This window comes from Microbispora sp. CA-102843, from assembly GCF_050936215.1.
Taxonomy (GTDB): Bacteria; Actinomycetota; Actinomycetes; order Streptosporangiales; family Streptosporangiaceae; genus Microbispora.
Window position 1 is genome coordinate 6208492 of record NZ_JBNJNF010000001.1, and the last position, 25261, is coordinate 6233752.

Genomic DNA, 25261 nt, shown 5'->3' on the forward strand with positions numbered 1-25261 from the left:
CCTTACGTGAGGAAGGTACGTATGCCTAGGTGGATGCGACCTGCGCCGCTGGCGGCACTCGGCGCTGTACTGTCGGTAGTCGTGGGCGGTTTGGTCAACGTGCTGACTGCCTCATGGAGTTGGCGAGTGTTTGTGGTCGCCGCGGGACTGCTAGTCGTCGTGGCCGTAATCGCTTATCGCATGGAGAGCACCAAGAAGCAAGATTCCACTTCCATGACCAGAACCAGCCAGGTGGCTTCGGGGGCTGGTGCCCGTATCGCCACGAGTCCGATCAGCGCCAACAGCGCCGATGTCGATCAGGCTGCTGAGAACCACGGCCAGATCATGAACTCGCGGATCATCGCCGAGAATGCGGCGATACGGCAGAGGGCGACGGAGGGTGGAATCATCGAAGATTCAGGCATCACCGCCCAGTAGTGCCTGACGGGACACTGGGCCCTCGCAGACACGTGGCAGCGGACCAGGGCCGCAGAGTTCTCAGGTGGTAAACCGAGTAGCTGAAGGTCGTAGTCAGAAGGGGCGCCGTAGTGATCCATCTGCGCTGTCACGGCCCGGGACTGTAAGACCTCATTCGGGTCATGGCCCGCACTCGGGATGAGCCTGTGCCGTGCCCGGTGTGCGGGGTTTTGACGGCGCGTGTGCACGGCTTCTGCGGCCGGACGGTCACCGACGTCCCGGTCGACGGGCGGACAGTGGTGGTGTCGGTGACAGTACGGCGCCTGGTCTGCCCGGCGGAGCAGGTCGGGCCGGTCCCGGCGGATGACCGGGTCTACCACAGCGAGCTACGGGAATACAGCCGCTCGGCGAAGCTGGCGCGTGGGCTCGGCCGGGCCGTGCAACGTGCTGAGTCGTTTGAAAGCCATCGCCTGGTGCCGGTACGGGCTGGGCAGACTCGCGGGCGCACCCCAAAAACCTGCTCTGCGACCTTGCGGATCTCCGTGCTGTCGCCGCTTTCGCCAAGGGTGGCCGAGGTGGCGACCGGGCAGATGCATCACCAACTACAAGATGCTGGACCTGCTGTTGCAGCGCCCCGAGGACCTGGACCTGTGGGAGGGCTGCGACCTGGCGTACGTCGTGGTGGACGAGTTCCACAGCTACGACGGAGCGCAGGGCACCGACGTGGCGATGCTGCTGCGGCGCCTGGCCGCCGCCGTCGGCCAGGCCCAGCCGGGTAACCCAATGGGCGGCATGCCGGTCCTGGCGGAGAACGGAGTGCTCGCAGCGCGGACCGCGCTCGACGGTGGTACCCGGGCGTACGGCCTGCAGCGGAGATCGGTCCTGATGGACCGCGCCGGCTCGGTGCCTTCGACCCACAAATCAGCAAGCAGCCACTGCCCCCGGTGTGGAAACACCGACATCGGCGACAGTGAGCATCTGCACAAGGTGCTGCGGCCCCGGCGGGTGACCGCGCGGGATCGCAGAGACGACGCTCTCATCCGCGACGACCGTGAGCAGCGAGAACGGGTCTTCTACTGTTGAGATGCCTTTCTCTGCGAGCCGGTAGGCAACCTCGGTGACCATGTCCCTGGTCGGAACGCAGACGGCGTCACCTTGTCGTTCTCCGAGCTGAAGTACCTCTTCGAGTGCCCCTACCAGTTCAAACTTCGGTTCCTCTACGGGTTCAATCCGCCCATTCCCGAGGCACTTGGCTACGGGAAGGGCCTCCACGACGCACTCGCCGAGATCCATAACCGGGCGATCACCGGCGACCTGGCTTCCCTGGCCGAGGCTGAGGATCTCGTCGCCCAGCATCTGCACATTCCGTATGCGTATCCCGAGCTCAAGGCAACCCTCCGCCGCGCGGCCGTCGCGGCAGTTCAGCGCTACCTCAGGGAGCACGAAACTGACCTGGAGCGGACGGTGCACAGTGAGAAGCAGATTCAGGTGCACGTGGCGGCGGGAATCATTGTCGATGGCCGGATCGACCTCCTCCGCAGACTCGACACCATGAGCTCGCGATCGTCGACTTCAAGTCGACGGCTCGAGCCCAGGACGAAGACGTGACCCGAGATCAGCTGCACGTCTACGCGGTGGGCTATGAGGAGCTGACGGGTCAGCGCGCAGATCTCATCGAGGTGCTGAACCTCGACAAGGAGGGGAAGACAATCCGCGAAGAAGTCGAGGATCCGCTGCTCGCCGGCGTGCGGGAACGGATCAGGGAAGCCGGAAACTCATTGCGCGGCAACAACCTCCCTCGGTTGTCTGCCTGGGGCGACCAGTGCGGCAAGTGTGATCTAGCCGAACTCTGCCGAGACGTGCCGCCGGAGGCGAAACGGAACCGACGCGCGGCGACGGGGCGTTGACATCAGTTGCCAGTGGGCGGGTGGCCTGGCGAGTGGCCGAGCAAGCGCCTAGTCGAGCGGGCGGTCGGGGTTCCTGATGCATTGCGCTCGACGTCCGGTTCCGCAACGTCCTTCCAGCCGCCGTCGAATCCGAAGTAGTCGATCCGGCTCGCAGGGTTCTGGATCCGGTAGATCTTGAAGTCATCGTCTTGAGCGTTCTCTACGACATAGAGCCAGAACAGGTCACCATCCTCAACCGCCTGCTGATGCTGGCGGCGGGACAGCATGACGCCAGCAATGGACCACCGGCCGCCTGTTGACTTGACCTCGATCCGTCTCGCGAGCTTGTCGTGCTTGTCGTACGACTCGACATCGAAGCCTGCATTGCTATGTGCCATCTCGCGGGGCACGCGGCCACACTTGCGTTCGTACTCCAATACGCGTTCAACGCCGGCCAGGTCGATCGGTGACGAATCTGGAGCCTCGTCACCAACCGTTCCACTGTGCCCCTCATCCTCGTCGGCCTCCACGACGTAGGAGCGTAGGCGAGTCTGTCGCCCAGTTCGGGTATCCGATCCGCCGCTCTTGCGCTTCAGCTCGCCCTGCTTTGGCTCGCTGGTTCCTCTGCCGCTGCCGCCGCCCGTGCCCTGGTCAGCGCCCAGTTCCTTGCCGCCGCCCGTGCCCCTGCCGTGGGGACGCTCACTTTTGATGTCAGGAGCCGCGTTTCCGTTTGACTCCACGGCTTCACCGTCACTGCTTCCAGCGACGTTACCCTCGGCTTCAGCACCAGTCGGTATGTCATCCACGAACTCTTCGGCCACGACGGCGTCGTCCCCTACGTCGGCCGTGGGGCTCCACGAGGTCTCGTACTCGGGCGTGTCTAGTTTCGCGACACCGAAGTCGTCCAGCGCGCGGTGTGCCTCGTTGAGCGAGGTGGCACTCAGGATTGGCTCAAGCCGCATGGCGAGTGGACCGGGGTCGTCGTCGGGCGCGATGGCCCGGGCAAGTTCTCGTGCGAGTGCTCGGTCGGATGCCCCGTCCGCGTACACGAGATGCCCCTCGTCAGGCAGGTAGATCGCGTCTACACCTTGCGGACCAGTCTCATCTCGGTAGCCGAAGAGGTCGGCGCGGTAGGAGACCCGAAGCCGGCCTGCGCGCAGGATCGTGAGTCCTTGCAGCTGATCGAGCACGTGGTCGTCGTTAAACACCCGCCGGAGAGCGCTCAGACGGTCAGCGATTCTGGTGGGGAGCTCGGTGTCAACGTGAGTATCGACGTCAACCAGCTTGGCCTTGATGAGTTCCTCGACCCGACGCACTCCCGCTGCAGCGAGTGCTGGCCAGGTGCCATGAACGCGAGGGATCACGTTGTTAGCGAGCAGCGGGAAACGCTTGTGAAGTGCTCGGCTGTCCTCGAAGAAAAGTTGGTCCGGCCGTGTCAAGAGCCCACGAGGATCAAGGGTTGAGCGGATGCGCCCTAGAGCCGGGAGGATGCTGCTGGCCTCGGCATGCGTCAGGAGTTCAGACAGCAGGTACCAGCAGCCGTGGATGGCCTCAGCGCCGTCCTGATCCACCGGACCCGTGCCGTACTCGTGGAGGATCGATCGCAGTATGGCCTTGATCTCGGCCGGTCCAGGTTCCCGCTTCACGCCGACGGCGTCGAAGAATGGCCTGTACTTGAGCCAGTCCTCGGAGAGTGTTGTGCCCCACTTGCCGAATGGCGACTGCTCCCAGAACGCGGTTGCTGGATCGACAAACCGTCCTTGACCGACGTGAATACACGGCATCCCGCGTAGTTGCTTCACGGTTTGTTGATCCGCATTGTCGCTCATAACCCGATAGACGTCCGGGTTTATCTCGCTGCCGGCGGTCGCGCAGTGTTTTAGGTGTGCCACGACCATCGCGACCGGCGGAACCGACGGCATGCCGAGCCAGGTCAGCTGTGCGAAGTAGCGGCCTTGGAGGCCCCCGGCCAGTCCAAGCTCGTTGCCCTGGGTCCCATACAGATGGCGAGCGTTGCTGGGCAGTACCTCGCTGGGCTTCGCTCTTCCGCCGCGCCTGAGAGGAAGCCATCGTTCCGCGGTCAGGAAATCAGGTGGACTCTCCGGCAGGTCCTTGCGCGCTTGGAGCGTGCGGAACACCGCCTCGACGACGAAGACGTCAGGATCTCCGTTCGCCAGGACAAGCTTTTGGACTGCCATGGCAAGAGCTCGGTCGGTAGGTCCCTTCTGCACGCCGAGCCAGTCCAAAACCGCGGGAGCTACAGCGGCTGTGAGCGCGACGGGCAGTTCGGGCGCCAGCGTGGATATCTCCTGGGATGGCAGATGTACCTCCGCCGCGGGGTGCAACTGCTCGTCGGTGCAGGGCACGAGTGGAGCTGATGCAAGGCTCTCCCGCAATCCGGCGAGCTTTTCCTGGTTAATGGCGACCAGCTTAAGGAGTTCTGTCGCCTGGCTTAGGGAGATTCGGCGCGCCTCTGCTGCCGGGAGAGCATGAAGCCGGATGTAATCGACTATGTTAAGCGGCCGCGCACCGAGCACGCTCAGAAGCTTGCGATAGTCCCGCGCCGTGGCGTCGGCCACCAAACTTGCGACCCCAATCGGGTCGTGGAAATCGTTCGGCAGCGACAATCTCGTCAAGGGCTCAAAACCGGAGGCAGATGGAAAAATCGGAAGCTCGGCGATCTTCTGACGGGTTGAGGCGTCGGCGTTCCCCACGCTGTTTCTGGTTAACCATTCGAGAAGATCGTCAGAAAGCGCACCGAGCGCTTCGGTGTCAACGTCCTGCAGGATATGCGCGGCACACTCGACATTCAGAGGCGGACATGCCTCCCGAAGCCCCGGGCAGTGCGCCTCGATCGTCTCCACGTCCGCAATCAGTAAGTCGTCGACCAAGACCTCGAACAGCGTGGCGTCGTCCTCCGATACCGGCCACACAACCTGAGACGACGGCGCGACCTTGCCGTTGCGGCAAGGAACGATTGCTACCTTTTCGACTCCGTCGACGTTGGCAACCTTCGCTGGTAGGCGTTCGAGCGCGTCGAGAATCTGGATCAGTTCATCGCGGGCGAGTGGGCCGTCTGACGGGTTGAACGCCTCGATGATCCCTTTGACGCGGAGTTGCTCGACGACATGCCGGCTGGTCAGTGGGCGTAATCCATACGCCGCGTACATAGTGTGCGTGTGCAGGCGACGGTGCAGATGCTGGGCAACAATTGGCAGGCCGATCTTGGTAAGCGCCTCGCCAGACTCGTAGAGCTCTGGCTCTGCAGGAAGTAGCGCATCTCTCGGGAACGCACGTATGCCGCCGATCGTGTCGACGACAGGAATGCCCGGAACCACCTGGCGTAAGGCGCTGAGGTACGTCGCAGCGTGGTTCGGCTGGCCGATGTTTGGTCTACCATTCAAATCCGTGATTCCGCCGAGGAAGTCCCAGAATGCCGGCACGCCCAATCGCTCTGCAATGCTGCTTGCCTTCTCTGCTATACCTCGTGCCGCCGCACCAATCGCTGCAAGGTTCCATTCGGAGTGATATCCTGAGGACTCAAAGCGGACTGTCTTTCGGTCGGTGCTGGGAAAGAATGCAGCATTGATGTTTGCCGGCAGTCCACTGGGGGTCTGGGTCGGCAGCGTCGCGTAGAGCACGCCGGAGTTCAAGCTCTGGTTGACCGGCACCGCGATGGTGACCGTCGTGGGCCGCCTCCGGTTGATGAGGCCATTTGCGCGGTTCACCAAGGTCCGAGCAACCTCTTGGAAGTCAGACTGGATGGTGAGCCACCGCTTGCTTGACTCCGCATCGCGGACGATCACCCCGTCCTCGACATCTTCGCGCTCGACGCAGAATTTGCCCCGTGAGGTTTGAACTGTAATGCTGGTTACGTGCTGCAGGAACAGCACCATAGTACGAGCGTCAGAGAGGAGCGCTGTCTCAAGTTCGGCGATCGTGTCGTCGTTTATTGGCGGGACTTCGAGTTTCTCCCGCAGTAGGCTGGCGACGCGGGCCCACGGCAGAACGAATGTTGTTCCTGGCCCTCCGTGCACCCCGGCACACGACCCGTCGCATGCTTTGATGCGTTGATCCTCCGGAGCGGCTTCGTCGAGAATCCAGTGTTCATCGTCGTACAAAAGCTCAGGAGCATCCGTAATCCGGTAGACCGAAGTGAAGCCAACTCCGAAAGCTCCGGTCGTAGATGCGTCGCTCGCTTTGGTGCGGCCAGCGAACCGGCGGAAGGCGTGAAGGTCACACCGCTTTGACCAGGGGCAGTTGTCGCTGTCCTCTCCACAGTCGGTGAAAGTGCCGTCATTCCAGACTGTGAGCGCGTCCTCCGTCACCGTGAATCTAATGGTCGTGGCGTTGCCAGCGTCGTCGGCATTCTGGGTGAGCTCGTGAGGGATGGTCGTCGCCCCGCCGAGGTCTCGCAGCGTCGTCGCAAGCGCGTCGAGATAGTCAGACGACTTCGAGAGCTTCCGGCGCTTCTGCTCGCTCACGGCAGGCGAAGCTGCTCGTTGAACGGGACGGCCCTCGGAGAGAGCGCCATGATCAGCAGCTCGCTCTTTCCGACGCACGGCGAATTGAGAACGGCGCCTGGCATAGCCAGGAGGTGAGTCGCCCGCTCTGTCATGGAGGCCCCTTTGGAAAGGTTTTTGATCTCTCCTTACCGTAGCCCCTACTCTCGGAGGTTTCTGGTTTTTGGACGTGCATTTGGTTCGTCGCTCCTACCGACTGAACCCCGCCAGTCAAGATCATCGGTGTGGCCCACGTGGGCACACCGGGCTGGCAGGAGTGAGCAGAACGCGACAGAACCCAGCTCAACCCGGTAGGCGCGACCAGCCCGAACAGCAAACCCGCAGGTGAGAACCCTATTACTGGTCCGGTTCGATTCCCGTCACCCGCTCCGCTGACCCTGGCCGCGTTCGAGGCGGGCGGCGCTGATGATGAAGTCGGCCACGAGCTGACGACCACCGTCGGACATCTCAACCAGGGCGCGGAGCGCCTCGCGGTTGAGGCCAGACTCGCCGATTAAAGAGGACGCCACTACCTGGTCGGCCGTCGCCTCGGCCTCCGCGTCGTCGCCGAAGTAGCCGATCGGCACGCCGAAAAACTTCGCGAGTGCCTTCAACGTCTTGAGCTGGGGGTTGTCCGACCTACCCGTCCGCAGCTTCCAGATCGTCGTTGAGGACAGCTCCTCCCCCGTCGCCTCCGAGATTGCCGCCGCCGCCTCGAGGTTGTTCTTCGGCGGTCGGCTGCCCGCCGGCCAGCGGTTCTGGATCAACCACTCGATCTTGTCGGCAAGAGACCGCGTGGTGTTCGCCGCACTTCGGTCGTCAGCCACTGCTCACCACATCAAGTTGGAGCGACACACGCCCTGCTTCATCGCTTTTAGTTGACCGTCGGTGACGGAGAGTGCCTATCCTGCTCTCGTCATCAACTTTAGTTGATGGAGTCCGCCTCTCCACGCCCGAAGGTTACCGATGCGAGCCACACCGATGCGAGCACCTGACGAGAGCAAAGCTCGTCACGAACGACTCGTCCGCCTCGGCCTTGAGGTAAGCCGCCACCGGCCGGCCCGGCTGATCCGCCGCCGCAACGGCCAGTGGGCCCTCACCGTCGGCACCGAGACTGTGTACTGCGCGGGCGCCGAAGGCGTCTACGCCTACGTCACCCATCACGGCCTGATCCTCTCCCCCGCCAACGACGAGGGCGTCGCCCGAGCCGCGACCCACCTTGCAGGAGGTGGCGGCCAGTGACCCGCAACTTCACCCGGGCCGTCGCCCTGGCTGCCTGTGTCGTGGTTCCGCTCGTGGTCGCCCTGGCCGTACTGGGCGGGATCGGCTCCTTCGCCACCCTGCGCCGTCTCGCCGAGCCATGGTTCGGCCCGCAGGCGTGGATCGTCCCGATCGGCATCGACCTCGGCATCCTCGCCCTGCTGGCCTGGGACCTCCTCATGGAGTTCGCCGACCTGCCCTGGTCGGTCCTGCGCTGGATCGCCTGGACGTTCATCACCGCTACCGTCGTCCTTAACATCGCCGCTGCGCAGGGCGACGCGATCGCCGGCCTCATGCACGCGGCCATGCCCGTCCTGTTCGTCACGGTCATCGAGGGAATCCGCCACCTCATCCGTCGCTGGGTCGGCCTGGCCACAGGCACCCGGCGTGAGCGAGTACCTTTCTCGCGCTGGATCCTCGCCCCGATCTCCAGCTTCATGCTCTGGCGGCGCATGGTGTTGTGGAACGTCACCAGCTACCCCCGCGGTCTCCAGCTCGAATACCTCCACCTCGAAGCCGTCTCCGCGCTCCACCAGACGCACGGCCGCTGGCTGTGGCGATGGAAGGCACCTCTGTCCGAGCGAACCGCCGTACGGCTCCAACTCGCGGGCGCGGCCTTTCCCACTCCTCAGATCCCACAGCAGCAGGACTCCGACGACCAGCTCATCCAGGCGGCCCAGGCCATCGTCGCCAGGGCCGAGCAGCGTGGCGTACGGCTGAGCCAGATGGACCTGGCCGCCCAGCTCCGCGCTCAGGGCCACCGCATCGCCAATGAACGCCTGCGCTGGCTGGCCACCGTCATCGGGCTCCGCCGCGAGCCGGTCTAAGGACGCGACCTCATGCTCCTCGCCATCCACGAGCACGCCGAACGCTTCTTCCAGGCCCACGTCTCCACCAGCTGGGTCCCCGACTACCTGCGCCAGCGCGGATTCGACGACGACGTTCAGCGTCAGTGGCGCATCGGCTACGCCCAGAACGAATGGCGAGCGCTGACCAGACATCTGCGCGGTCTCGGCTTCCCCGACACCGCGATCGAGGCCTCCGGTCTGGCCCGACGGACGAACCGTGGCATGCTCGTCGACTTCTTCCGCGACAGGGCGATGTTCCCCATCACCGAGCGCGACACGACCACGATCGCCTTCATCGGCCGCAGCCGTGCTGGCGAGCCCAAGTACCTCAATAGCCCGAACACCCCTGTCTACGGCAAGGGACGGGCCCTGTTCGGCCTGCATACGCTCAGCGCCGGGGCCAGGCCGGTCATCACCGAAGGTCCTCTGGACGCCATCGCCGTCACCGTCGCCGGCCGGGGCGAGCTGGCGGGACTCGCCCTGTGCGGCACCAGCCTCACCCCCGACCAGGTCAGAACTCTTGACGCAGCCGCCGACCTACGCGCCAGCGGTGTGCTGGTCGCCTTCGACGGCGACCGCGCCGGGCAGCAAGCCGCAGCACGGTCCTACTCGTTGCTCAAAGACGCCGGTACGGCGGAAGCCCTCGTGCTCCCATCGGACTGGGATCCGGCGGCGGTGCTCGGCGATGCCGGCCCCGAAACTCTCGCGGCACTGCTTCGCGTGCGGGTACGGCCCCTGGCCGACCTGGTGACCGACGCCGCCATCGAGCCCTGGCATGACTCCCTGCAGTACGCCGAAGGGCGTGTCGGCGCACTTCGCGCCGCCGGCGCGGCTATCGCCACGATGGCACCCCGTGACGTCGCTCGGCAGGTCGCCCGTGTCGCCGCGCAGCTCAACTTCGACCACGCGACCGTCACCGAGACCACCACCGATTCGGTGACCGCCCGGCTGGCCCTCGCCGATTTCCCGACAGCGCCCACATCCGGCAACACGACCACACGCTCGGGCGAAAGGAGAGCAAGTGAACGACCACTACGCGGACCCACTCCGTGAGGCAGCCGCCCACGGCATGCAGAAGGTGGTGCAGGTCGCCCCTACTGCCGCGGCGGCAGTTCAGGTCTGGCTGCACATGAAGGCTCAGCGCGTACGCGAACAGGCCGAGCGGGAGCGCCAAGCAGCAGACGCCCTCCGCACCAAGCAGCGTGCCGCCCACCGGGCGGCACGCCTGCAGTGGCTGCCCGCCAACGACCCGGCATGGTTGCGCACCGCTGACCTGCTGCAGGTGAGCCGCGCCTGGGGAGCCGCCCTGCCGTACTCGACGAGCGACCCGGGCGCCGAGCGTGCACTGCTGAGGTGCGAGAGCCGGCTCCGCGAACTCCACCCGTACGCCATGAACCGCTATGACCGGCTTCGAGTCGAAGGACATACTCCCGAAGCGGCCATGCGAGAGGTCGCCCCGTTGTTCGCCCGGGAGCCACGCCCGCGAACTGGATATCCAGCGCCCGTTCGGCCTCAGCTGCCTCCGGTCGTGAGACTCGCGCAGGAGGATTTCCCGCACACCATCGACGAGGTCGTCGAAGCCGGCGGCAGCGTCAGGGCGACGGCAGGAGCTACGGCGAAGCCAGCGCGGACAGCTACGGTCAATCGCCTTCCGTAATCGGCCGATTACGGAAGGATAGGATAGGTGGACGCCCTCGCGCACAGCTACCTGTTCTGGATCGGCCTGATCCTGCTGCTCGTTGTGCTGTACCTCCTGCCCACGCTGATCGGGCTCTTACGCGGCGTCGAGAATGTCCTCCTGCTGATCGCGTTCAACTTCTTCGGCGGACTCACCTGCATCGGCTGGCCGGCAGCACTCTTCCTGGCCTTCGCGCTGCCCACGCGCCATGACCGCCAATAGCGTCCGTCAATCACCGCCGGCCAGAGGCCGAACCGCGTCGGACTGGCTGCAGATCGCCAAGCGATGCGCGGTCCAGGCGGGGGCCGAGCGTCCTTCCAGGTTAAGGATGACGCCGCTCTCGTCAACCGTGCAGGTGATGCCATACGGCCAGTCGCCGAGGAAGACCCCTAGAATCAAATCCTCTGTACCGCCCTGGACGATTCGGTGCAGCCGCTCAGCTGCGGCACCCGGCGAGGCGATGACGAACAACCAGGACTGGCCCTCCGGAACTCCCGCGTCCGTACGCTGTCCGCTTCGCCTGACGATCTCCACCTCCAGCTCGGTCACCACCTCCTGCAAGGTGTCGAGCACCACCAGCCCCGGGTGAGCCGCGTGTAGCGCTTCCTCGCCGAACAGACGCACCGCGTCTTCGCGCGGCACGAGTACGCGAGCCGCCATATGACGCCCGGCCAACAGGTCCAGGACCATGGCACGCGTCACGTTCACGGCGCCCGGGCCGGTGAGTCCCGTCCCGTTCATTGCCGCCAGCGCGACAAGGTAGCCCAAGCTCGTCGACTCCTGTCCGAACATGGAGTCGAACGTTGAGATGGGCGTTTCATCGTCGGCCCTCATGACGGTGACCGATTCTGCCGAGGCTTCCACCGGTGGGAACGGCAATGTGTCCCTCACCTCGCCATAGCGAACCAGTCGATCACCCTGCCTAGTCAGACGGGTACGCCGCCACCACATCAACGCAGCGCCGACACACTGACGTCGTCGGTGGTAGGCGATGGCGAGCACAAGCAGCGCGGCGAGGCCGACGGGAATCGTCGGAGGCATCGTCGACGCCGACGACTCCAGAGCGGCGTGTGCTGCGTAGGGAGCCGGCTGATGCTTCTCAGGGGGCGTCGGCCGCAGCGCCGGGGTCCTCTTTGGCCGCGTCAAAGGCTTGGCTGAGGGCGTTCGAGCGACGATTACCGTTGGCCGGTGGCCAAGCCCGCGTCTCGCCATCACTTCCTCAGTCACCAGCGGCTTTTCCCCCGTGGCCGTTGCTGCCGGACTCGCCGCAGGATGGCCTAGCGTCCGCCGGTGATCGCGCCGGGGCCGGTTCCGGACGTGATGCTCCTCCGCTTCACCGTCACGGCTTATGGGTGCCGCCGCCGCCACCTTCTCGGGACTCTTTGTAGCCATGAGAGAAGGTGCGGCGGCTGGAGCAGCTGTCGGCTGCTGTGGAACCTGCGGAAGGCGTACGACCTGTTGGGACTGCTCCGGGGCCGGCTGCGAGGCCTGCCCGCGCCACGAGTCCCGTACGGCGCGGCCCACGTCGATGCTGTCACCAGCGAGCCAGTTCTGCACCTCGCGCTGCATGGCCGCACACAACTTCGTGTTGTCGACGTACCGGCCTGCCGTACCGGTCAGGTGCGGGCAGCCGGGCGGCGGGTCCGCCTGAGCCGTCCCCGCCACGGCCAGCGCTGCGGCGCCTGCCAGCACTCCTGCGGCAGCCGACCGCCACATCGCCGTCCGGCCTCGGAACGGATTGCTGGCTGTCACGACGGCACCCCCGGGTCGATCACGAAGCGAAGATGATCAACCACGATAGGGAGCTAGGCCGGTGCAACAGCGCAGCTCAGAGCCGAGTCGCACGAGCAAAATAACGATCTTCCAGCTACCTATGCCGGGGTGACGCGGACGGTGCCATAGGACCGGCGAAACGCCCGGACGAGCGCGGATTTTGGCCGGAATCCGTGCCGAGCGGCCTGGCGGCGGGCTGCGGGAAGTCCGCCGCGGCCAGCCGTACCGGGGCACCCGCCGCAGGTGACGCCACGGCGAGCTGTTGCGCGGCCGCTCGTGCCGCGACCGCCTGGGCCATCCTGCCCTGCGCCGTACGGAGCTCGGCCACCGCGGCGACCAGCGCCGCGATGTCGGCGATGAGCGATCCTCCGGACCCGCGCGTCCCGGCAGCGAGCCTTCGCGCGGCCCTACGCAACTCCAGCCCTGCTCGTGTCGGTGGCGGAATCCGCGCGTACGGCTCTCGCGCGGCGCGGTCGAATGCCTCCGCGGCATTGCGAAGCCGTCGGTCCTTCAGCAGGTGCGCCGCGACATGTAGTAGGTCGGAGGTCGCCCCGGGCACGTCCGCCGTACCGCCGGGTTCGCCGGCTGTGGCCTCACGCACATGCGCGGCGGCCTGCCGGGCAGCCGTCGTCACCAGCTCCCAGATCTCCCGACGTTCGTCCGAACCCGTTCCGCGGGGGTAGTGATCGCTTCCGCTGCTCCACCGCGCGCGGAGTTTCGGAAGAGTGAGGTCGGCGGCGAGCCTGCCGCCGCCGAACCACACCAGCTCACCGGCGCGGTTGCGATGCGTCGGCAGCGCCACCGCGTACCCCGTCACCTCGCCGGGATTGCGTTGGCTCATCCGCTGCCGCACCAGCACCCCGGCGGCTTCCAACGACCGGAAGAACTCCTCTTCCGACGCCGCTCCGGCGGCCGCGGTGACGACGTACCGCCGCAACACCGTCCGCGGCACCTCGTCCCACCCGCGCCGCCGGGTCTGTTCCGTCTCACTGCGGGTCGGCCGGCGCGCCGCCGTCCGGTCCCCCGGGGCCGTCAGGCGCAGGCCGTACCGGCGCTCGACGGCCTGGCAGGCCTCCCGCACTCGGTAGAAGTCGTTCCAGGTCCGAGGCTTGGTGCCGTCCTGACGGGCGAGCGTGGCGACGATATGGATGTGGTCGTCGGCGTGCCGCACGGCGACCCAACGCACGCCGTTGTCATCGTCGGCCGGCGCGAGACCAGTGCGGGTCATGATCTCCTGGGCGACCTGTGCCCACTCCTCATCACTCAGGGTCCGGTCCTGGCGTGCGGCACGGGCGACGCAGTGCCACACCGGCTCGGCGTACCCGCGCTCCCCCAGCACGGCGAGCGGCTGGTTGAGCAATCCGATCAGATTCCGGAAATCCCGCCCGCCTTCCGGACGGAGCGACGGCTCCAGCTCGGCCGGATGCCGCCACCCGGCGACGATGTGTGGGTTGATGTGCTCGTTGGCCCGGCCCGGGCCGTACAGGTAGTACAGCAACCCGCCGACGCGGCGCCCGCGCATCACCTTTCCTATCACCGGATCGCCTTCCGGACGCCTTCCGCGATTCCGTCCAAGCGCTGCACCGCCCGCAAGCACGCGGCGGCGTATGGAACGAGGTTGCCGGGATCGGCGCCGGTCGCGTTGAGCGCAGCGACGGCCTGGTTGAGGTTGACCCCGATGCGGCGTACTTGACTGGCGGCGTGCATCAGCTCGATCAGGGCCTCGCGCAGCGGGTCGGGCATTGGTGGGTTCACCATTCGCGCCGTCGCCAAGGCCGCCTCTGCCGCGTACGCCCCGTGCGCCAGCCCAAGACGCTCGGCGGCCGTGCGGAGGTCGGCGTACTCCTCCTCGGTCAGCACGAACTTCACCACGTGCGGCCGCGGCACCGGCTGGCGTTGACGCCGCCGCTGCCGCACCTGCTTGGATCCCGTGCGGGACCCGGTGTCCTCTCCCCCAGCGGACACGCTCATGACCACTCCCCCGACGACCGCGCCCGGTCGCAATCGATCAGAACCCACCCCCGACCGGTAGCGGGAGTGGGCGGTTCTGATCACGAATGTCCCCCGCTGCATCCCGCCGGATGCAGCGGTAATGGGACATTACGAATATCTTGCTCCCCCCGCCCTGCGGGACTCAGACTGCGGGTGCAGCGCCGTGAGCCGACTGCCGCCATTCCAACGCCTCGGGCACATCGCGGTACTCCAGCAGGTGCTGGCCGGCGATCTTCTCCAGCAGGTCGCGGACCTCCGCTGGTGTGGCGTAGAAGAACTCACGGCGAGTGTTGACCTTGTTGACCCGCCGCTCGCGCAGTTCGTCGTGGAGCCGGCCTTCGAGGGAGACGGCGTCGTCGCTGAAGATCAGCGCGTGGGTGTCGAACTTGAACGGCACCGAGGCGTCCCCCAGCTCACGCACCCGGTCTTCAGGTTCCAGCCGCCGGGTCATGCCGATCTTCACGACGTTCTCGCCGAACGCGCCGATGTTGGAGATCACATACACATAGCCCGCCCGGATGTTGGCCTCGCGCGCCTCCACATCGGCGACCGCGGCGCCGATCTCTTCCAGCTTCGCCTTCAGCTCCTCCGCGCCCGCCGTGTCGCCGTTCGCCAGCAGCTTGGCCAAGGCGGTGCGGTAGTGGGACTCCTCCTTGCGCAGGCGGGCCTTCTCGCGTTCGAACTCCCGGCGCGCGGCCTCCTCCTCCCGCTGCCGCTCCCGCTGAGCACGGACCTGTTCCTTTTCCTCCTCGACTTTGGCCAGGTAGTCGGCGGTCAGCTGCAGCTCGTACACCCGTAAGCGGTGGTAGTCGTCGCCGACGTGGATGTGCATCGTCTTGCCGAGCTTGACGATGGCCTCGCCGGCCTTGCTCAGCCGGTCGATCGCCGACTGCAGTTTGTACGGCCGCATGGTGCGTACGCAGTTGTCGGCCTCGGCGTTGTAGGCGCGCAGCATCAGCTTGGAGAAGTCCCGCACCATCCGCCGCCCCTCGGCTGCGGAGCCGTTGACCGTCCAGTTCGTCGCGCCCAGCACAGCCTGCCCGGCGCGGGCCATGCTCTTGATCTTGTCCTTGACCTCGGCCAGCTTGGCCTTGTATGCGACCGCGTCGCCGAGGGGATGCTGGTACTCATAGACGCCGACCTCCTGCAGCAAGGCGACGTCCTCGGTCTGCACGATCTGCGTTTCGATCTCCCGCAGCCGGTGATCGGCGTCCTGGATCGCCGCCTGCAATCGGGCCTGCTCTGCGCGCAGTTGCTCGGTCACGGCGGTGATCTGCATCGCGTCCAGGCCGCCGAGCCGCTCGACCCACTCCCGCAGCTGGGCGTTCTCCGCCTCCAGCCGCTTCTTGCCGCCGAACAGCCCGCCGCCGGAACGCTCCGGAACCGGAACTACGGGAGCCTCACGCACCGGCATGGCGTGACGGCCGTTCGTCCCAGCAGGAGCAGGAGGCGGAACGGGTGCGTGAGCGGACGGGACGTCGGCCACCCAGAACTGCCAACCCGCCGGAGGCGGAGGCCAGGATGGGTCCGGCTGCCATCCAGGAGGAGGCCGCCATCCAGGAGGCGGAGCCGGCCACCCCGGCGGCGAGTTGAACCGGTACTCCGTCATCAGCGCCCTCCCTCGCGTCAACCCGGCTGGTCACCGGTCGAGAAGGAGGACGGCCACCTGATAACGGCGGTGCACGAACATCAGGCGGCCACAGGCAACTGTGATCGAACCGTGAGCACGGGACGCGTCCGGCAAAAGCGGCACGCACGCCTAGCGGCCGGGGTTGGTTGGCAGGCAGCACGGCGGACGTGGTCGAGCGAGGCAACACAGCGAACCGTAGGGGCACCGCGGATCAACTGGCCGGAGTTCCAGATTCCAGAGCGATTCCGCCTCGCACACCGACACCATCGGCAACAATACGTGCGCGAGCTATTGCGAATAGTAATCAGCGCACGATTTGGCGGCGATCTGCGAGGCAGCTCCCAGACCGCCGTCAGTCACACCCGCACTGCTCTGAAGGATGTTGAGGCGGCGTGAACCACCCCTGGGTCATCTACCTGCGAGCATGCCTCGCCGTTCGGATACTACGCGCACGAACGGCCCCCACACGCGGAGCCTCCGCCGTCGAGTGGGTCATCATCACGGCCATCATCGCCGGCGTCGCACTAGGCTTGGCCACCCTGATCAAAACCGTGGTGGAACAGAAGCAAGGCGAGATCCAGCAAACCCTCGGAGGCGGCAGCGGAGGCACGTGACCCCGAACCTCCGGTCCGCCATCACATCGTCTCGCCGCTTATCAGCGGGTTCGGTCAACGACCGCCCGGCCACACCGCCGCCCTGCAGGCACCCCACTTCACGCGCCTGTCCGTACCGATCCGCCCTTCGCAGAGCTTGAAGACCTTCACCGATCCGAACAGGGAACTGTCAGTCGCGCAACCGCCCTGCGGCGCCCGCACCTCGAACGGCTTTCGCGCATCGATGGGATTGTCGTTGTGCCAGACAGCCTTGTAGGTCAGGTTGTCCACCTCGGCGTCGCACACCTTGATCATCGATCGATCGGCCGGCACGGTCACCCGACCGTCACCGTAAGCGTCGTTCCAGCCGGGCGTCCCCGCCGACGCCGCTCCGACTGGAACCAGAATCACTGCCCCGACGACCAGCGTAACCGACACCCCTGCTCGCGATCCCATTTATCCCCCCGATAAATCGCTGCAGGACAAATACTTTGCGTAGCCGCCCAAGTACGTCAAGCACTCGCAAGATCGTGTCGCCACATACAAGGGGCGCCGACGACTCTGCGGGACCCCCGACTTCTGATCGCCGCTCCCTAACTGCCCAGGTGCAGGCCCGAACTCCGCCGCCTGGCTTCGGAATCTCAACTGCAGAGCTGCACTGAGAGGATGCGTAGGGGACTCCCTGTGGCCTTCGGCTGACAAACTGGTCCGCAGCGGCGCCAGGATCGGACGATCCCTTCTGCGATCAATTCTCACATAGGCCAGTTAGAGTTCGCCCTATTCGCCCACAGGCTTGGAGATCTCTCCGGATTCCGTCCAGTTTTGATAGGTGATGCTGAACTCAGACTCATAGGTTCCGCGATCACCTACTGGGATCTTCCAGATCAGCTTGAACCTCTTCGGCCGGTTGTCAGCAACGGTCCATCCCGGTGGCGGGTTGAACGACCAACGTAAGTCAGGACGCGGAGGGATGATCAAGGGGGTCCCACTTCGGGCGATGTGGATGATCGCGAGAGATTATCCCCAATGAGAAGGATCAGCACCAGACAGCCTTGCCGCAGCAGGGACCCTCCTATACCACGTCACATAACACGCGACGAAGGGGATGAAACTTCTCTTTATAGACGCCTCCCTGATCACGCCATAGAGGGTGACTCCATGCGAAGGCGAGGATGCTCCAGGCCGAACACCAGCCCCAACCGGTGGTCGGAGTCAACCCGTAGAGCCTCCATCAGACCTGGAGCTTCAGCTCTAGGCTCTGACGAACGCGGAGGCACCCACCGTGGGAATTCGGCCAGCGAAGATATCCGTTAGCGGAGGCGACGGAGAAGGTAGGCGGCCACAAGCACCAAAGCTGAACACACGGCCAACGCAGCCTCGAGTGAGAACGCGTCGACAATCAGGCCGTTCATCGTTCCGGCGAGGGCGCGAGAACCTGTCAGCGCGACCGTCCAGAGAGCCATTACACGGCCGCGATACTCCTCAGCCACCCGTTCGTACATCATGGTGCTGAAGCTCGTCACGGCCGTGGTCATACCGATGCCGGCAAGCCCCAGCAGCACACATGCAAGCCACGGTAGGTCAACAACGACGAGGACCGCGGTGCTGATGGCGAGAAGTGCCGCTCCACCCACACTGATCCGGACGCGACCAAGGAGCCTCCTGCTCACGGAGAGAACCGGGTAACCCGCCATGGCTCCCACGCCGAAGGACGCAGCCAGGACACCTACCAATGCCTGGTCGTCCCCCAGCTTCTCGGACAGGGATGGCACCAAGGTGATCGCGGGGTCCGCCCCGATGGACACCGCCGCCGTCCCGAAGATCAGGACGAGCAGCCCGATGTCCGAGCACAGGTAGCGAAAACCTCCCAGAAGCGACGTTTTCACGTTCGAAGCGGTGCGCTTCATCCGCTCTAGGGGCAGCGTACGGATCACAAGCGCGAACACGATATGGGCTGCCGCTGCCATGGCGAACGCCTGAGCGGGCCCGGCGGACACCATGATGGCGACACCGAGCACAGGCCCGGCGACGCGGGCCAGCGTTCCAGGCAGGTTGTAGAGCGCAACGGCCTGTGGCAACTCGGACGGACGGACCAGCAAGGGAAGCATCGCGTTCAAGGCCGGTCCGCCGATGGCGAACCCGATCCCGAGCACGAGGCCCGCTCCCACCAGTGCCGGCACTGGAAGCGCTTCCGCCCCCACGGCGGCGATCCAGACCGCCAGGCCACCGGATCCCACGATGGTCAGGCTTCGGCCTAGGAGAATCTGACGCCGCAGGTTTCCCCGGTCGGCCATCGCACCGCTCAAAGGCGCCAGAACGATCTGAGGTGACCATTGGGCCGCCGTGACGAGGCCGACGACGAGCGTGGATTTGGTCAACTGGTAGGCGAGGCTGACGGAAACAATGCTGTGGATCCATACCGCCCACGTCGCCAGGTTCAGGGCCCAGAAGTAGGAACCGAAGACTCGGTCGAGTACGAGCTTGACGGAGTTCCTCGCGGCTACCGAGCCCTCCTGCGCCCTGACATCCGTCACGACGCGGCATCCGTCAGCGGTTGTCGAGCACGAGCCAGGGCGCCAGGCGCTGGCCGTACCAAACGACCATGTTGTGGTGCTTCGGTCTCGAAACCTGCCAACGGTTCATCCACGAGCAGGGTCTCCCGTTTGTCGTAGTAGGGGCGAGCGGTCGGCACGCGCCGGCGTGCCTCCTGCGTAAGCACGCGAAAATCGAGTCCAGGGGGCCCGGACGAGTGACGGCCCACCTCGTGACGTTCACGGTTTCGGGCGGCGGCGTCAGTCGCGTCAGCCGATGGTCCAGGTGTCCCCGCCGTGGAGCAGGTCGGCGAGGCTGCCGGCGCCCTTGCCGGTCGTGGCCGTCTGGACCTGCTCGTTGAGGAGTTGGTCGTAGGACGGCCGGTCGATCGAGCGGAAGACGCCGATCGGCACGTGCTCGAACGCCGGCTCGTCCAGCCGGGACAGCGCGAACGCCAGGGAGGGGTCCACGTTGTGGGCGTCGTGCACGAGGATCTCGCTGTCGGTCACCTGCGCGCGGGGCACGACCTCGACCCCGCCCGTGGGCGACCGCCGTACCGCGCGTTCGTTGTCGCCGGTGCCGAAGACGATCGGCTGCCCGTGTTCGAGCCGGATGGTGATCTCGTCGCGGGTGCCGGGGTCCTTGAGGGTGTCGAAGGCGCCGTCGTTGAAGATGTTGCAGTTCTGGTAGATCTCCACCAGCGAGGCGCCGCGGTGCTCGGCGGCCTGGCGCAGCACGCCCTGCAGGTGCTTGCGGTCCGAATCGATGGTCCGGGCGACGAACCCGGCCTCGGCGCCGAGCGCCAGTGAGATCGGGTTGAACGGCTTGTCCAGTGAGCCCATGGGCGTCGACTTGGTGATCTTGCCGATCTCGCTGGTGGGGGAGTACTGCCCCTTGGTCAGGCCGTAGATCCTGTTGTTGAACAGCAGGATGTTCAGGTTGACGTTGCGGCGCAGCGCGTGGATCAGGTGGTTGCCGCCGATCGACAGGGCGTCGCCGTCACCGGTGATGACCCACACCGACAGGTCCGGCCGGGAGGCGGCCAGCCCGGTCGCGATGGCCGGGGCGCGCCCGTGGATGGAGTGGAAGCCGTAGGTGTTGAGGTAGTACGGGAAGCGCGAGGAGCAGCCGATGCCGGAGACGAACACGATGTTCTCCCGGCGCAGGCCCAGCTCGGGCAGGAAGGACTGCACCGCGGCCAGGATCGCGTAGTCACCGCAGCCGGGGCACCAGCGCACCTCCTGGTCGGACTTGAAGTCCTTCAGCGTCTGCTTGGCGTCGGTCCGGGGGATCAGGGCCAGGCCCTTGCCGTTGAGAGGGGTCCTGCCGGAGGCGGGCAGTTCAGCGCTAGTCACTTTCGATCACGTCCTGAATGACGGCGGCGAGCTCGGCGGCCTTGAACGGGAGCCCGCGCACCCGGTTGTAGCTGATCACATCGACCAGGAAGCGGGCCCGCAGCAGCATGGCGAGCTGGCCGAGGTTGATCTCGGGCAGCAGCACCTTGTCGTAGGAGCGCAGCACCTCGCCGGTGTTGGCGGGCAGCGGGTTGAGGTGCCGCAGGTGCGCCTGGGCCACCTTGTGCCCGGCCGCGCGCACCCGGCGGGCCGCCGCCGCGATCGGTCCGTAGGTCGAGCCCCAGCCGAGCACCAGCACCCGCGCGTCGCCGTCGGGGTCGTCGACGGTCAGGTCGGGCACGTCGATGCCGTCGATCTTCGCCTGGCGCAGGCGGACCATCCGATCGTGGTTGTCGGGGTCGTAGGAGATGTTCCCGGTGCCGTCGGCCTTCTCGATGCCGCCGATCCGGTGCTCCAACCCCGCCGTGCCCGGCACCGCCCACGGGCGGGCCAGCGTGGCCGGGTCCCGCAGATAAGGCAGGTACGTGGTGCCGTCCTCCCCGTTCGGCTGCGTGGTGAACGCAACGGAGATGTCGGGAAGCTCGTCGATCTCGGGGATGCGCCACGGTTCGGAACCGTTGGCCAGGTAGCCGTCCGACAGCAGCATGACCGGCGTGCGGTAGGCAAGGGCGATCCGCGCCGCCTCGATCGCCATCGTGAAGCAGTCCGAGGGGGTGGCCGGGGCCAGCACCGGCACCGGCGACTCGCCGTTACGGCCGTACAACGCCATCAGCAGGTCGGTCTGCTCGGTCTTGGTCGGCATGCCCGTGGAGGGCCCGGCCCGCTGCACGTCCACGACGATCAGCGGAAGCTCCGTGGTCACCGCCAACCCCACGGTCTCGGCCTTGAGCGCGACACCGGGGCCGGAGGTCGTGGTCACGCCGAGAGACCCGCCGAACGCGGCCCCAAGGGCCGCCCCGACGCCGGCGATCTCGTCCTCGGCCTGGAACGTGCGGATCCCGAACCGCTTGTGCTTGGACAGCTCGTGCAGGATGTCGGAGGCCGGGGTGATCGGATACGACCCGAGGAACAGCGGCAGGCGCGACTGCACCGACGCCGCGATCAGCCCGTACGCCAGCGCCTGGTTGCCGGAGATGTTCCGGTAGGTCCCCGGACGCAGCGTGGCCGGCTTGATCTCATAAGAGACCGAGAACGACTCGGTCGTCTCGCCGTAGTTCCAGCCCGCCTGGAACGCCGCGATGTTCGCCTTAGCGATCTCCGGCTTCTTGGCGAACTTGGCCTCCAGGAAACCGATCGTCCCCTCGGTCGGCCGATGGTACAGCCACGACAGCAACCCGAGCGCGAACATGTTCTTGGCCCGCTCGGCGTCCTTCTTGGAGATGTCGTAGCCCTCGAGCGCCTTGACCGTCAGCGAGGTCAGCGGCACCGCGTGCAGGCGCCACTCGGCCAGCGAGTCGTCTTCGAGCGGGTTGCCCGCATAGCCCACCTTGGCCAGGTTGCGCTTGGTGAACTCGTCGATGTTCGCGATGATGTCGGCGCCCTTGGGCAGGTCGCCGAGGTTCGCCTTCAACGCGGCGGGATTCATGGCGACGAGCACGTTGGGCGCGTCGCCGGGAGTCAGGATGTCGTGGTCGGCGAAGTGCAACTGGAAACTCGACACCCCGGGCAGGGTGCCCGCAGGGGCGCGGATCTCCGCCGGGAAGTTGGGGAGCGTCGACAGGTCGTTGCCGAACTGGGCCGTCTCCGCCGTGAACCGATCACCGGTGAGCTGCATTCCATCGCCCGAGTCACCCGCGAACCGGATGATCACGCGGTCGAGTTGCTGAACCTGCTTGGTCACAGCTCCTCAAACCTCCCCGGGGAACCCGCGCCCGTCGGAGATTTCATCTCTGTCATGCCACATCCATCTCAGTACCTACTTGTCGGGCCGCTCGGATCGGTCAGCGCGTCATGGCCGCCACGACCCGTGAAGGGCTGGGCCGGCCGAGTCCTTCGGCCATCCATCGGCTGGTGGTCACCAGCTTCTCCAGGTCGACATCGGTCTCGACGCCCAGGCCGTGCAGCATCCAGACCAGGTCCTCCGTGGCGAGGTTGCCCGTCGCGCTTTCGGCGTACGGGCAGCCGCCGAGTCCTCCGGCGGACGCGTCGAAGGTGGTGACCCCGGCGCGCAGAGCGGCGTAGGCGTTGGCGAGCGCCTGCCCGTAGGTGTCGTGGAAGTGCACCGCGAGCCGTTCGACGGGCAGACCGGCATCGGCGAACGCGCGCAGGAGCGCGGTGACGTGGCCGGGAGTGCCGACCCCGATCGTGTCGCCGAGGGAGAGCTGCGACGCGCCGAGGTCGAACAGGCGCTTGCCGACCTTGACCACCTGGTCGATCGGCACGTCCCCCTCCCACGGGTCGCCGAAGCACATCGACACATAGGCGCGTACCTCCATGCCGGCCTCGCGTGCACGGGCCACGGTGGGCTCGAACATCGCGAACTGCTCATCGAGGCCGCGGTTGAGGTTGCGCCGGGCGAACGTCTCCGTCGCACTGCCGAAGATCGCGATATGGCGGAGCCCTTTGTCCAGGGCCCGCTCCAGGCCGCGCTCGTTCGGGACCAGCACCGGCAGCGGCACGCGCTCGTTGCGGATCAGATCGGCGATCTCGTCGACCAGTTCGGCGGCATCGGCGAGCTGGGGCACCCATTTGGGGTGCACAAAGCTGGTCGCCTCCACGACGGGCAGGCCCGCGGCGACCAGGCGGCGGATAAACTCGGCCTTGACCACGACCGGCACCACCGTCTTCTCGTTCTGCAGGCCGTCCCGGGGGCCCACCTCGTAGATCGTGACCCGGCTCGGCAGACCCGGCTCGGGCACCACCTGAGGCGCGCGCATGTCAGCTCCCCTCCACCACGAACAACGTCGCGCCGAGCGGCACCTGGTCACCCGCCGCGGCGCCGACCATGGTGACCGTGCCGGCCATCGGCGCTCTGAGCGTGAGCTCCATCTTCATGGCCTCCATCACTCCCAGTACGGCGCCCTCCTCGACCGCCTGCCCTGCCTCGACCGCCACCACGAGGACGGTGCCCGGCATGGGGGCGAGCATGGTGCCGTCACCGGTGACCGCCGAGCCGCCCGTTCCGGACGCGTCCGGCCGTTCGAAGGTGAACGTGGAACCGAGGTACGCGACCTGTACGGCGTCCCGGCGAATCCAGACAGTGCCCTCGCAGACCAGACCGTCGATCTCCAGGCGCAGCACGTCACCCTCGGCCGCGACGGGGCGGACCGACCACTCCGCGTCGTCGCAGGTCACCCGGCCGGAGCGGTGCACCCGGAACAGCGTCCCGTCTCCGCCGATGGCCAGTTCCACCGACGTCGCCGCCGCCGGTCCACCCAGCCGCCATCCGTCGGCGACGCCGAAGGGGTGGTCCGCCTGCCTGTCCCCCATACTGGCCAGCGCCCAGACCGCGAGAACCCGGGCCGTCTCCAGCCCTGCAGGCTGGATCGCCTCGGGGTTGCGGTCCAGCCAGGCGGTGTCCACCTCACAGTCACGGAACGCATCGCAGGCGGCCAGCCCGCGCAGGAAGCCGACGTTCGTGGTCAGACCGAGGATCGCGGTGTCGTCCAGCGCGGCCACCAGCGCCCGGCGTGCCGCCTCCCGATCCGGCCCGTGCACGATCACCTTGCCGAGCATCGGATCGTAGAAGGTCGTCACCTCCTGACCGGACTCCAGGGCGGCGTCGACCCGCGCCCGCGCCGGCCAGCGCACCAGCTCCGCGGTCCCGGCCTGGGGCAGGAACCCGTGGAACGCGTCCTCGGCGTACACGCGGGCCTCGAACGCGTGCCCGGTGACCGTGACGTCGTCCTGGCTGAACGGCAGCGGCTCACCGGCGGCGATGCGCAACTGCAGCTCCACCAGGTCGAGCCCGGTGACCAGTTCGGTGACCGGGTGCTCGACCTGCAGCCGAGTGTTCATCTCCAGGAAGAACACCTCCTCACCGCTGACCAGGAACTCCACGGTTCCGGCGTTGGTGTAGCCCACCTTCTTCGCCAGGGCGACGGCCGACTCCGTCAGCACCCTGCGCGCATTCGCCGAGATCGTGGGCGCGGGCGCCTCCTCGATGACCTTCTGGTGACGGCGTTGCGCCGAGCAGTCCCGCTCGAACAGGTGGACGACCGTGCCGTAGTGGTCGGCGAGCACCTGCACCTCGACGTGACGGCCGTGCTCGACGTACCGCTCGATCAGGATCGTGTCGTCGCCGAACGCGCTCATCGCCTCCCGGCGCGCCGCCTCGACCGCGCCGGCCAGATCGGCCGGCTCCCGCACGATCCGCATGCCCTTGCCGCCACCACCCGCGGCCGCCTTCACCAGGACCGGGAAACGCATCTGCGACCCGGCAGCCCGGCCGGCCGACAGCTCGGCGGACGGGACGACGGGCACACCGGCGTCGACCGCGACCTGACGGGCGGCGTCCTTACGGCCCATGAGCTCCATGACCTCGGCAGAGGGCCCGACGAATGTCAGACCGGCCTCGGTCACGGTGCGCGCGAACGCGGCCCGCTCCGAGAGGAAGCCGTAGCCCGGGTGGATCGCGTCGGCGCCGGTACGCCGCGCGGCCTGGATGACGGCGTCGATGTCGAGATAGGAGGCGGTGGCAGGCGCTGGGCCGATCCGGACGGCGGTGTCGGCGGCCCGCACATGTGGCGCCTGGCGGTCGGCGTCGGAGTACACCGCCACCGTGCGCAGGCCCATCCGGCGTGCCGCGCGGATGACGCGCAGCGCGATCTCGCCGCGGTTGGCGACGAGCAGCGTGCCGATGCTGGTCATGGTCTCC

Annotated in this window: 22 protein-coding genes and 1 pseudogene; 11 read left to right on the plus strand and 12 right to left on the minus strand. The window is 66.7% G+C overall.

Going from position 1 to position 25261, the window contains the following annotated elements; all coding sequences use genetic code 11:
• The first annotated feature begins 33 nt into the window (after window positions 1-33).
• From ACQEVJ_RS28735 to ACQEVJ_RS28755, 5 genes and pseudogenes are all read left to right on the plus strand, one after another.
• Complete coding sequence (locus ACQEVJ_RS28735) at window positions 34-417, plus strand: hypothetical protein (protein ID WP_433106331.1); 384 nt, start codon at window positions 34-36, stop codon at window positions 415-417.
• A gap of 146 nt (window positions 418-563) precedes the next feature.
• Window positions 564-731 (plus strand): annotated as a pseudogene (locus ACQEVJ_RS28740) (transposase family protein); the annotation flags it as partial.
• Between the two features lie 274 nt (window positions 732-1005).
• Window positions 1006-1479, plus strand: a complete 474-nt coding sequence (locus ACQEVJ_RS28745; protein ID WP_433106333.1) for a hypothetical protein — start codon at window positions 1006-1008, stop codon at window positions 1477-1479.
• Between the two features lie 72 nt (window positions 1480-1551).
• On the plus strand, window positions 1552-2004 hold the full coding sequence (locus tag ACQEVJ_RS28750) for a PD-(D/E)XK nuclease family protein (RefSeq protein WP_433106335.1): 453 nt from the start codon (window positions 1552-1554) through the stop codon (window positions 2002-2004).
• A complete protein-coding gene (locus ACQEVJ_RS28755) occupies window positions 2001-2303 on the plus strand; it encodes a hypothetical protein (RefSeq protein WP_433106337.1) in 303 nt (100 codons plus the stop codon). The genes ACQEVJ_RS28750 and ACQEVJ_RS28755 overlap by 4 nt, the downstream gene beginning before the upstream one ends.
• Window positions 2304-2305: 2 nt before the next feature.
• On the opposite strand, the gene ACQEVJ_RS28760 is transcribed toward ACQEVJ_RS28755, so the two are convergent.
• A complete protein-coding gene (locus ACQEVJ_RS28760; protein ID WP_433106339.1) occupies window positions 2306-6766 on the minus strand; it encodes a DUF3883 domain-containing protein in 4461 nt (1486 codons plus the stop codon).
• Between the two features lie 398 nt (window positions 6767-7164).
• Window positions 7165-7611 (minus strand): XRE family transcriptional regulator, encoded by a 447-nt coding sequence (locus tag ACQEVJ_RS28765; RefSeq protein ID WP_433106341.1) that lies wholly within the window; start codon window positions 7609-7611, stop codon window positions 7165-7167.
• Window positions 7612-7765: 154 nt separating this feature from the next.
• Between ACQEVJ_RS28765 and ACQEVJ_RS28770 the strand changes: the two genes are divergently transcribed.
• The 5 genes from ACQEVJ_RS28770 to ACQEVJ_RS28790 are packed head-to-tail and all read left to right on the plus strand — an operon-like array spanning window position 7766 to window position 10792.
• Entirely contained in the window at window positions 7766-8026 is a 261-nt protein-coding gene (locus ACQEVJ_RS28770) for a hypothetical protein (RefSeq protein ID WP_182908056.1), read from the plus strand.
• A complete protein-coding gene (locus ACQEVJ_RS28775) occupies window positions 8023-8871 on the plus strand; it encodes a DUF2637 domain-containing protein (protein ID WP_433106343.1) in 849 nt (282 codons plus the stop codon). The genes ACQEVJ_RS28770 and ACQEVJ_RS28775 overlap by 4 nt, the downstream gene beginning before the upstream one ends.
• 12 nt (window positions 8872-8883) lie before the next feature.
• Window positions 8884-9945 carry a toprim domain-containing protein gene (locus ACQEVJ_RS28780; RefSeq protein WP_433106345.1) on the plus strand — a complete coding sequence of 354 codons (1062 nt, stop codon included), beginning with the start codon at window positions 8884-8886 and terminating at the stop codon, window positions 9943-9945.
• Window positions 9914-10549: a hypothetical protein gene (locus ACQEVJ_RS28785; protein ID WP_433106347.1), complete on the plus strand. Its 636-nt coding sequence runs from the start codon at window positions 9914-9916 to the stop codon at window positions 10547-10549. Before ACQEVJ_RS28780 ends, ACQEVJ_RS28785 begins: the two co-directional genes overlap by 32 nt.
• 27 nt (window positions 10550-10576) lie before the next feature.
• Window positions 10577-10792, plus strand: a complete 216-nt coding sequence (locus ACQEVJ_RS28790) for a superinfection immunity protein (protein WP_191910053.1) — start codon at window positions 10577-10579, stop codon at window positions 10790-10792.
• 6 nt (window positions 10793-10798) lie between these two features.
• Here the strand turns inward: ACQEVJ_RS28790 and ACQEVJ_RS28795 are convergent, their stop codons facing one another.
• The 4 genes from ACQEVJ_RS28795 to ACQEVJ_RS28810 form a co-directional block, all read right to left on the minus strand.
• Complete coding sequence (locus ACQEVJ_RS28795; RefSeq protein ID WP_433106349.1) at window positions 10799-11611, minus strand: hypothetical protein; 813 nt, start codon at window positions 11609-11611, stop codon at window positions 10799-10801.
• Between the two features lie 826 nt (window positions 11612-12437).
• Window positions 12438-13865, minus strand: a complete 1428-nt coding sequence (locus ACQEVJ_RS28800) for a relaxase/mobilization nuclease domain-containing protein (RefSeq protein ID WP_433106351.1) — start codon at window positions 13863-13865, stop codon at window positions 12438-12440.
• An 11-nt stretch (window positions 13866-13876) separates the two neighbouring features.
• Complete coding sequence (locus ACQEVJ_RS28805; RefSeq protein ID WP_433106353.1) at window positions 13877-14314, minus strand: plasmid mobilization protein; 438 nt, start codon at window positions 14312-14314, stop codon at window positions 13877-13879.
• A gap of 163 nt (window positions 14315-14477) precedes the next feature.
• Window positions 14478-15743, minus strand: a complete 1266-nt coding sequence (locus tag ACQEVJ_RS28810; protein WP_433106355.1) for a DUF4041 domain-containing protein — start codon at window positions 15741-15743, stop codon at window positions 14478-14480.
• Between the two features lie 614 nt (window positions 15744-16357).
• Here ACQEVJ_RS28810 and ACQEVJ_RS28815 point away from each other — a divergent pair.
• Window positions 16358-16579 (plus strand): hypothetical protein, encoded by a 222-nt coding sequence (locus ACQEVJ_RS28815; RefSeq protein ID WP_433106357.1) that lies wholly within the window; start codon window positions 16358-16360, stop codon window positions 16577-16579.
• A gap of 54 nt (window positions 16580-16633) precedes the next feature.
• Here ACQEVJ_RS28815 and ACQEVJ_RS28820 read toward each other — a convergent pair whose 3' ends face one another.
• The 6 genes from ACQEVJ_RS28820 to ACQEVJ_RS28845 form a co-directional block, all read right to left on the minus strand.
• Complete coding sequence (locus ACQEVJ_RS28820; RefSeq protein ID WP_433106359.1) at window positions 16634-16897, minus strand: hypothetical protein; 264 nt, start codon at window positions 16895-16897, stop codon at window positions 16634-16636.
• A 971-nt stretch (window positions 16898-17868) separates the two neighbouring features.
• Entirely contained in the window at window positions 17869-19092 is a 1224-nt protein-coding gene (locus tag ACQEVJ_RS28825; protein WP_433106361.1) for an MFS transporter, read from the minus strand.
• A 267-nt stretch (window positions 19093-19359) separates the two neighbouring features.
• The gene (locus ACQEVJ_RS28830) at window positions 19360-20445 is read right to left on the minus strand and encodes a 2-oxoacid:ferredoxin oxidoreductase subunit beta (RefSeq protein ID WP_433106363.1); all 1086 of its coding nucleotides are present in this window, start codon (window positions 20443-20445) and stop codon (window positions 19360-19362) included.
• Window positions 20438-22285 carry a 2-oxoacid:acceptor oxidoreductase subunit alpha gene (locus tag ACQEVJ_RS28835; protein ID WP_433106365.1) on the minus strand — a complete coding sequence of 616 codons (1848 nt, stop codon included), beginning with the start codon at window positions 22283-22285 and terminating at the stop codon, window positions 20438-20440. The genes ACQEVJ_RS28830 and ACQEVJ_RS28835 overlap by 8 nt, the downstream gene beginning before the upstream one ends.
• A gap of 100 nt (window positions 22286-22385) precedes the next feature.
• The gene (locus ACQEVJ_RS28840) at window positions 22386-23321 is read right to left on the minus strand and encodes a hydroxymethylglutaryl-CoA lyase (RefSeq protein ID WP_433106367.1); all 936 of its coding nucleotides are present in this window, start codon (window positions 23319-23321) and stop codon (window positions 22386-22388) included.
• Between the two features lies 1 nt (window position 23322).
• Entirely contained in the window at window positions 23323-25254 is a 1932-nt protein-coding gene (locus ACQEVJ_RS28845; RefSeq protein ID WP_433106369.1) for an acetyl/propionyl/methylcrotonyl-CoA carboxylase subunit alpha, read from the minus strand.
• Window positions 25255-25261 lie beyond the last annotated feature (7 nt).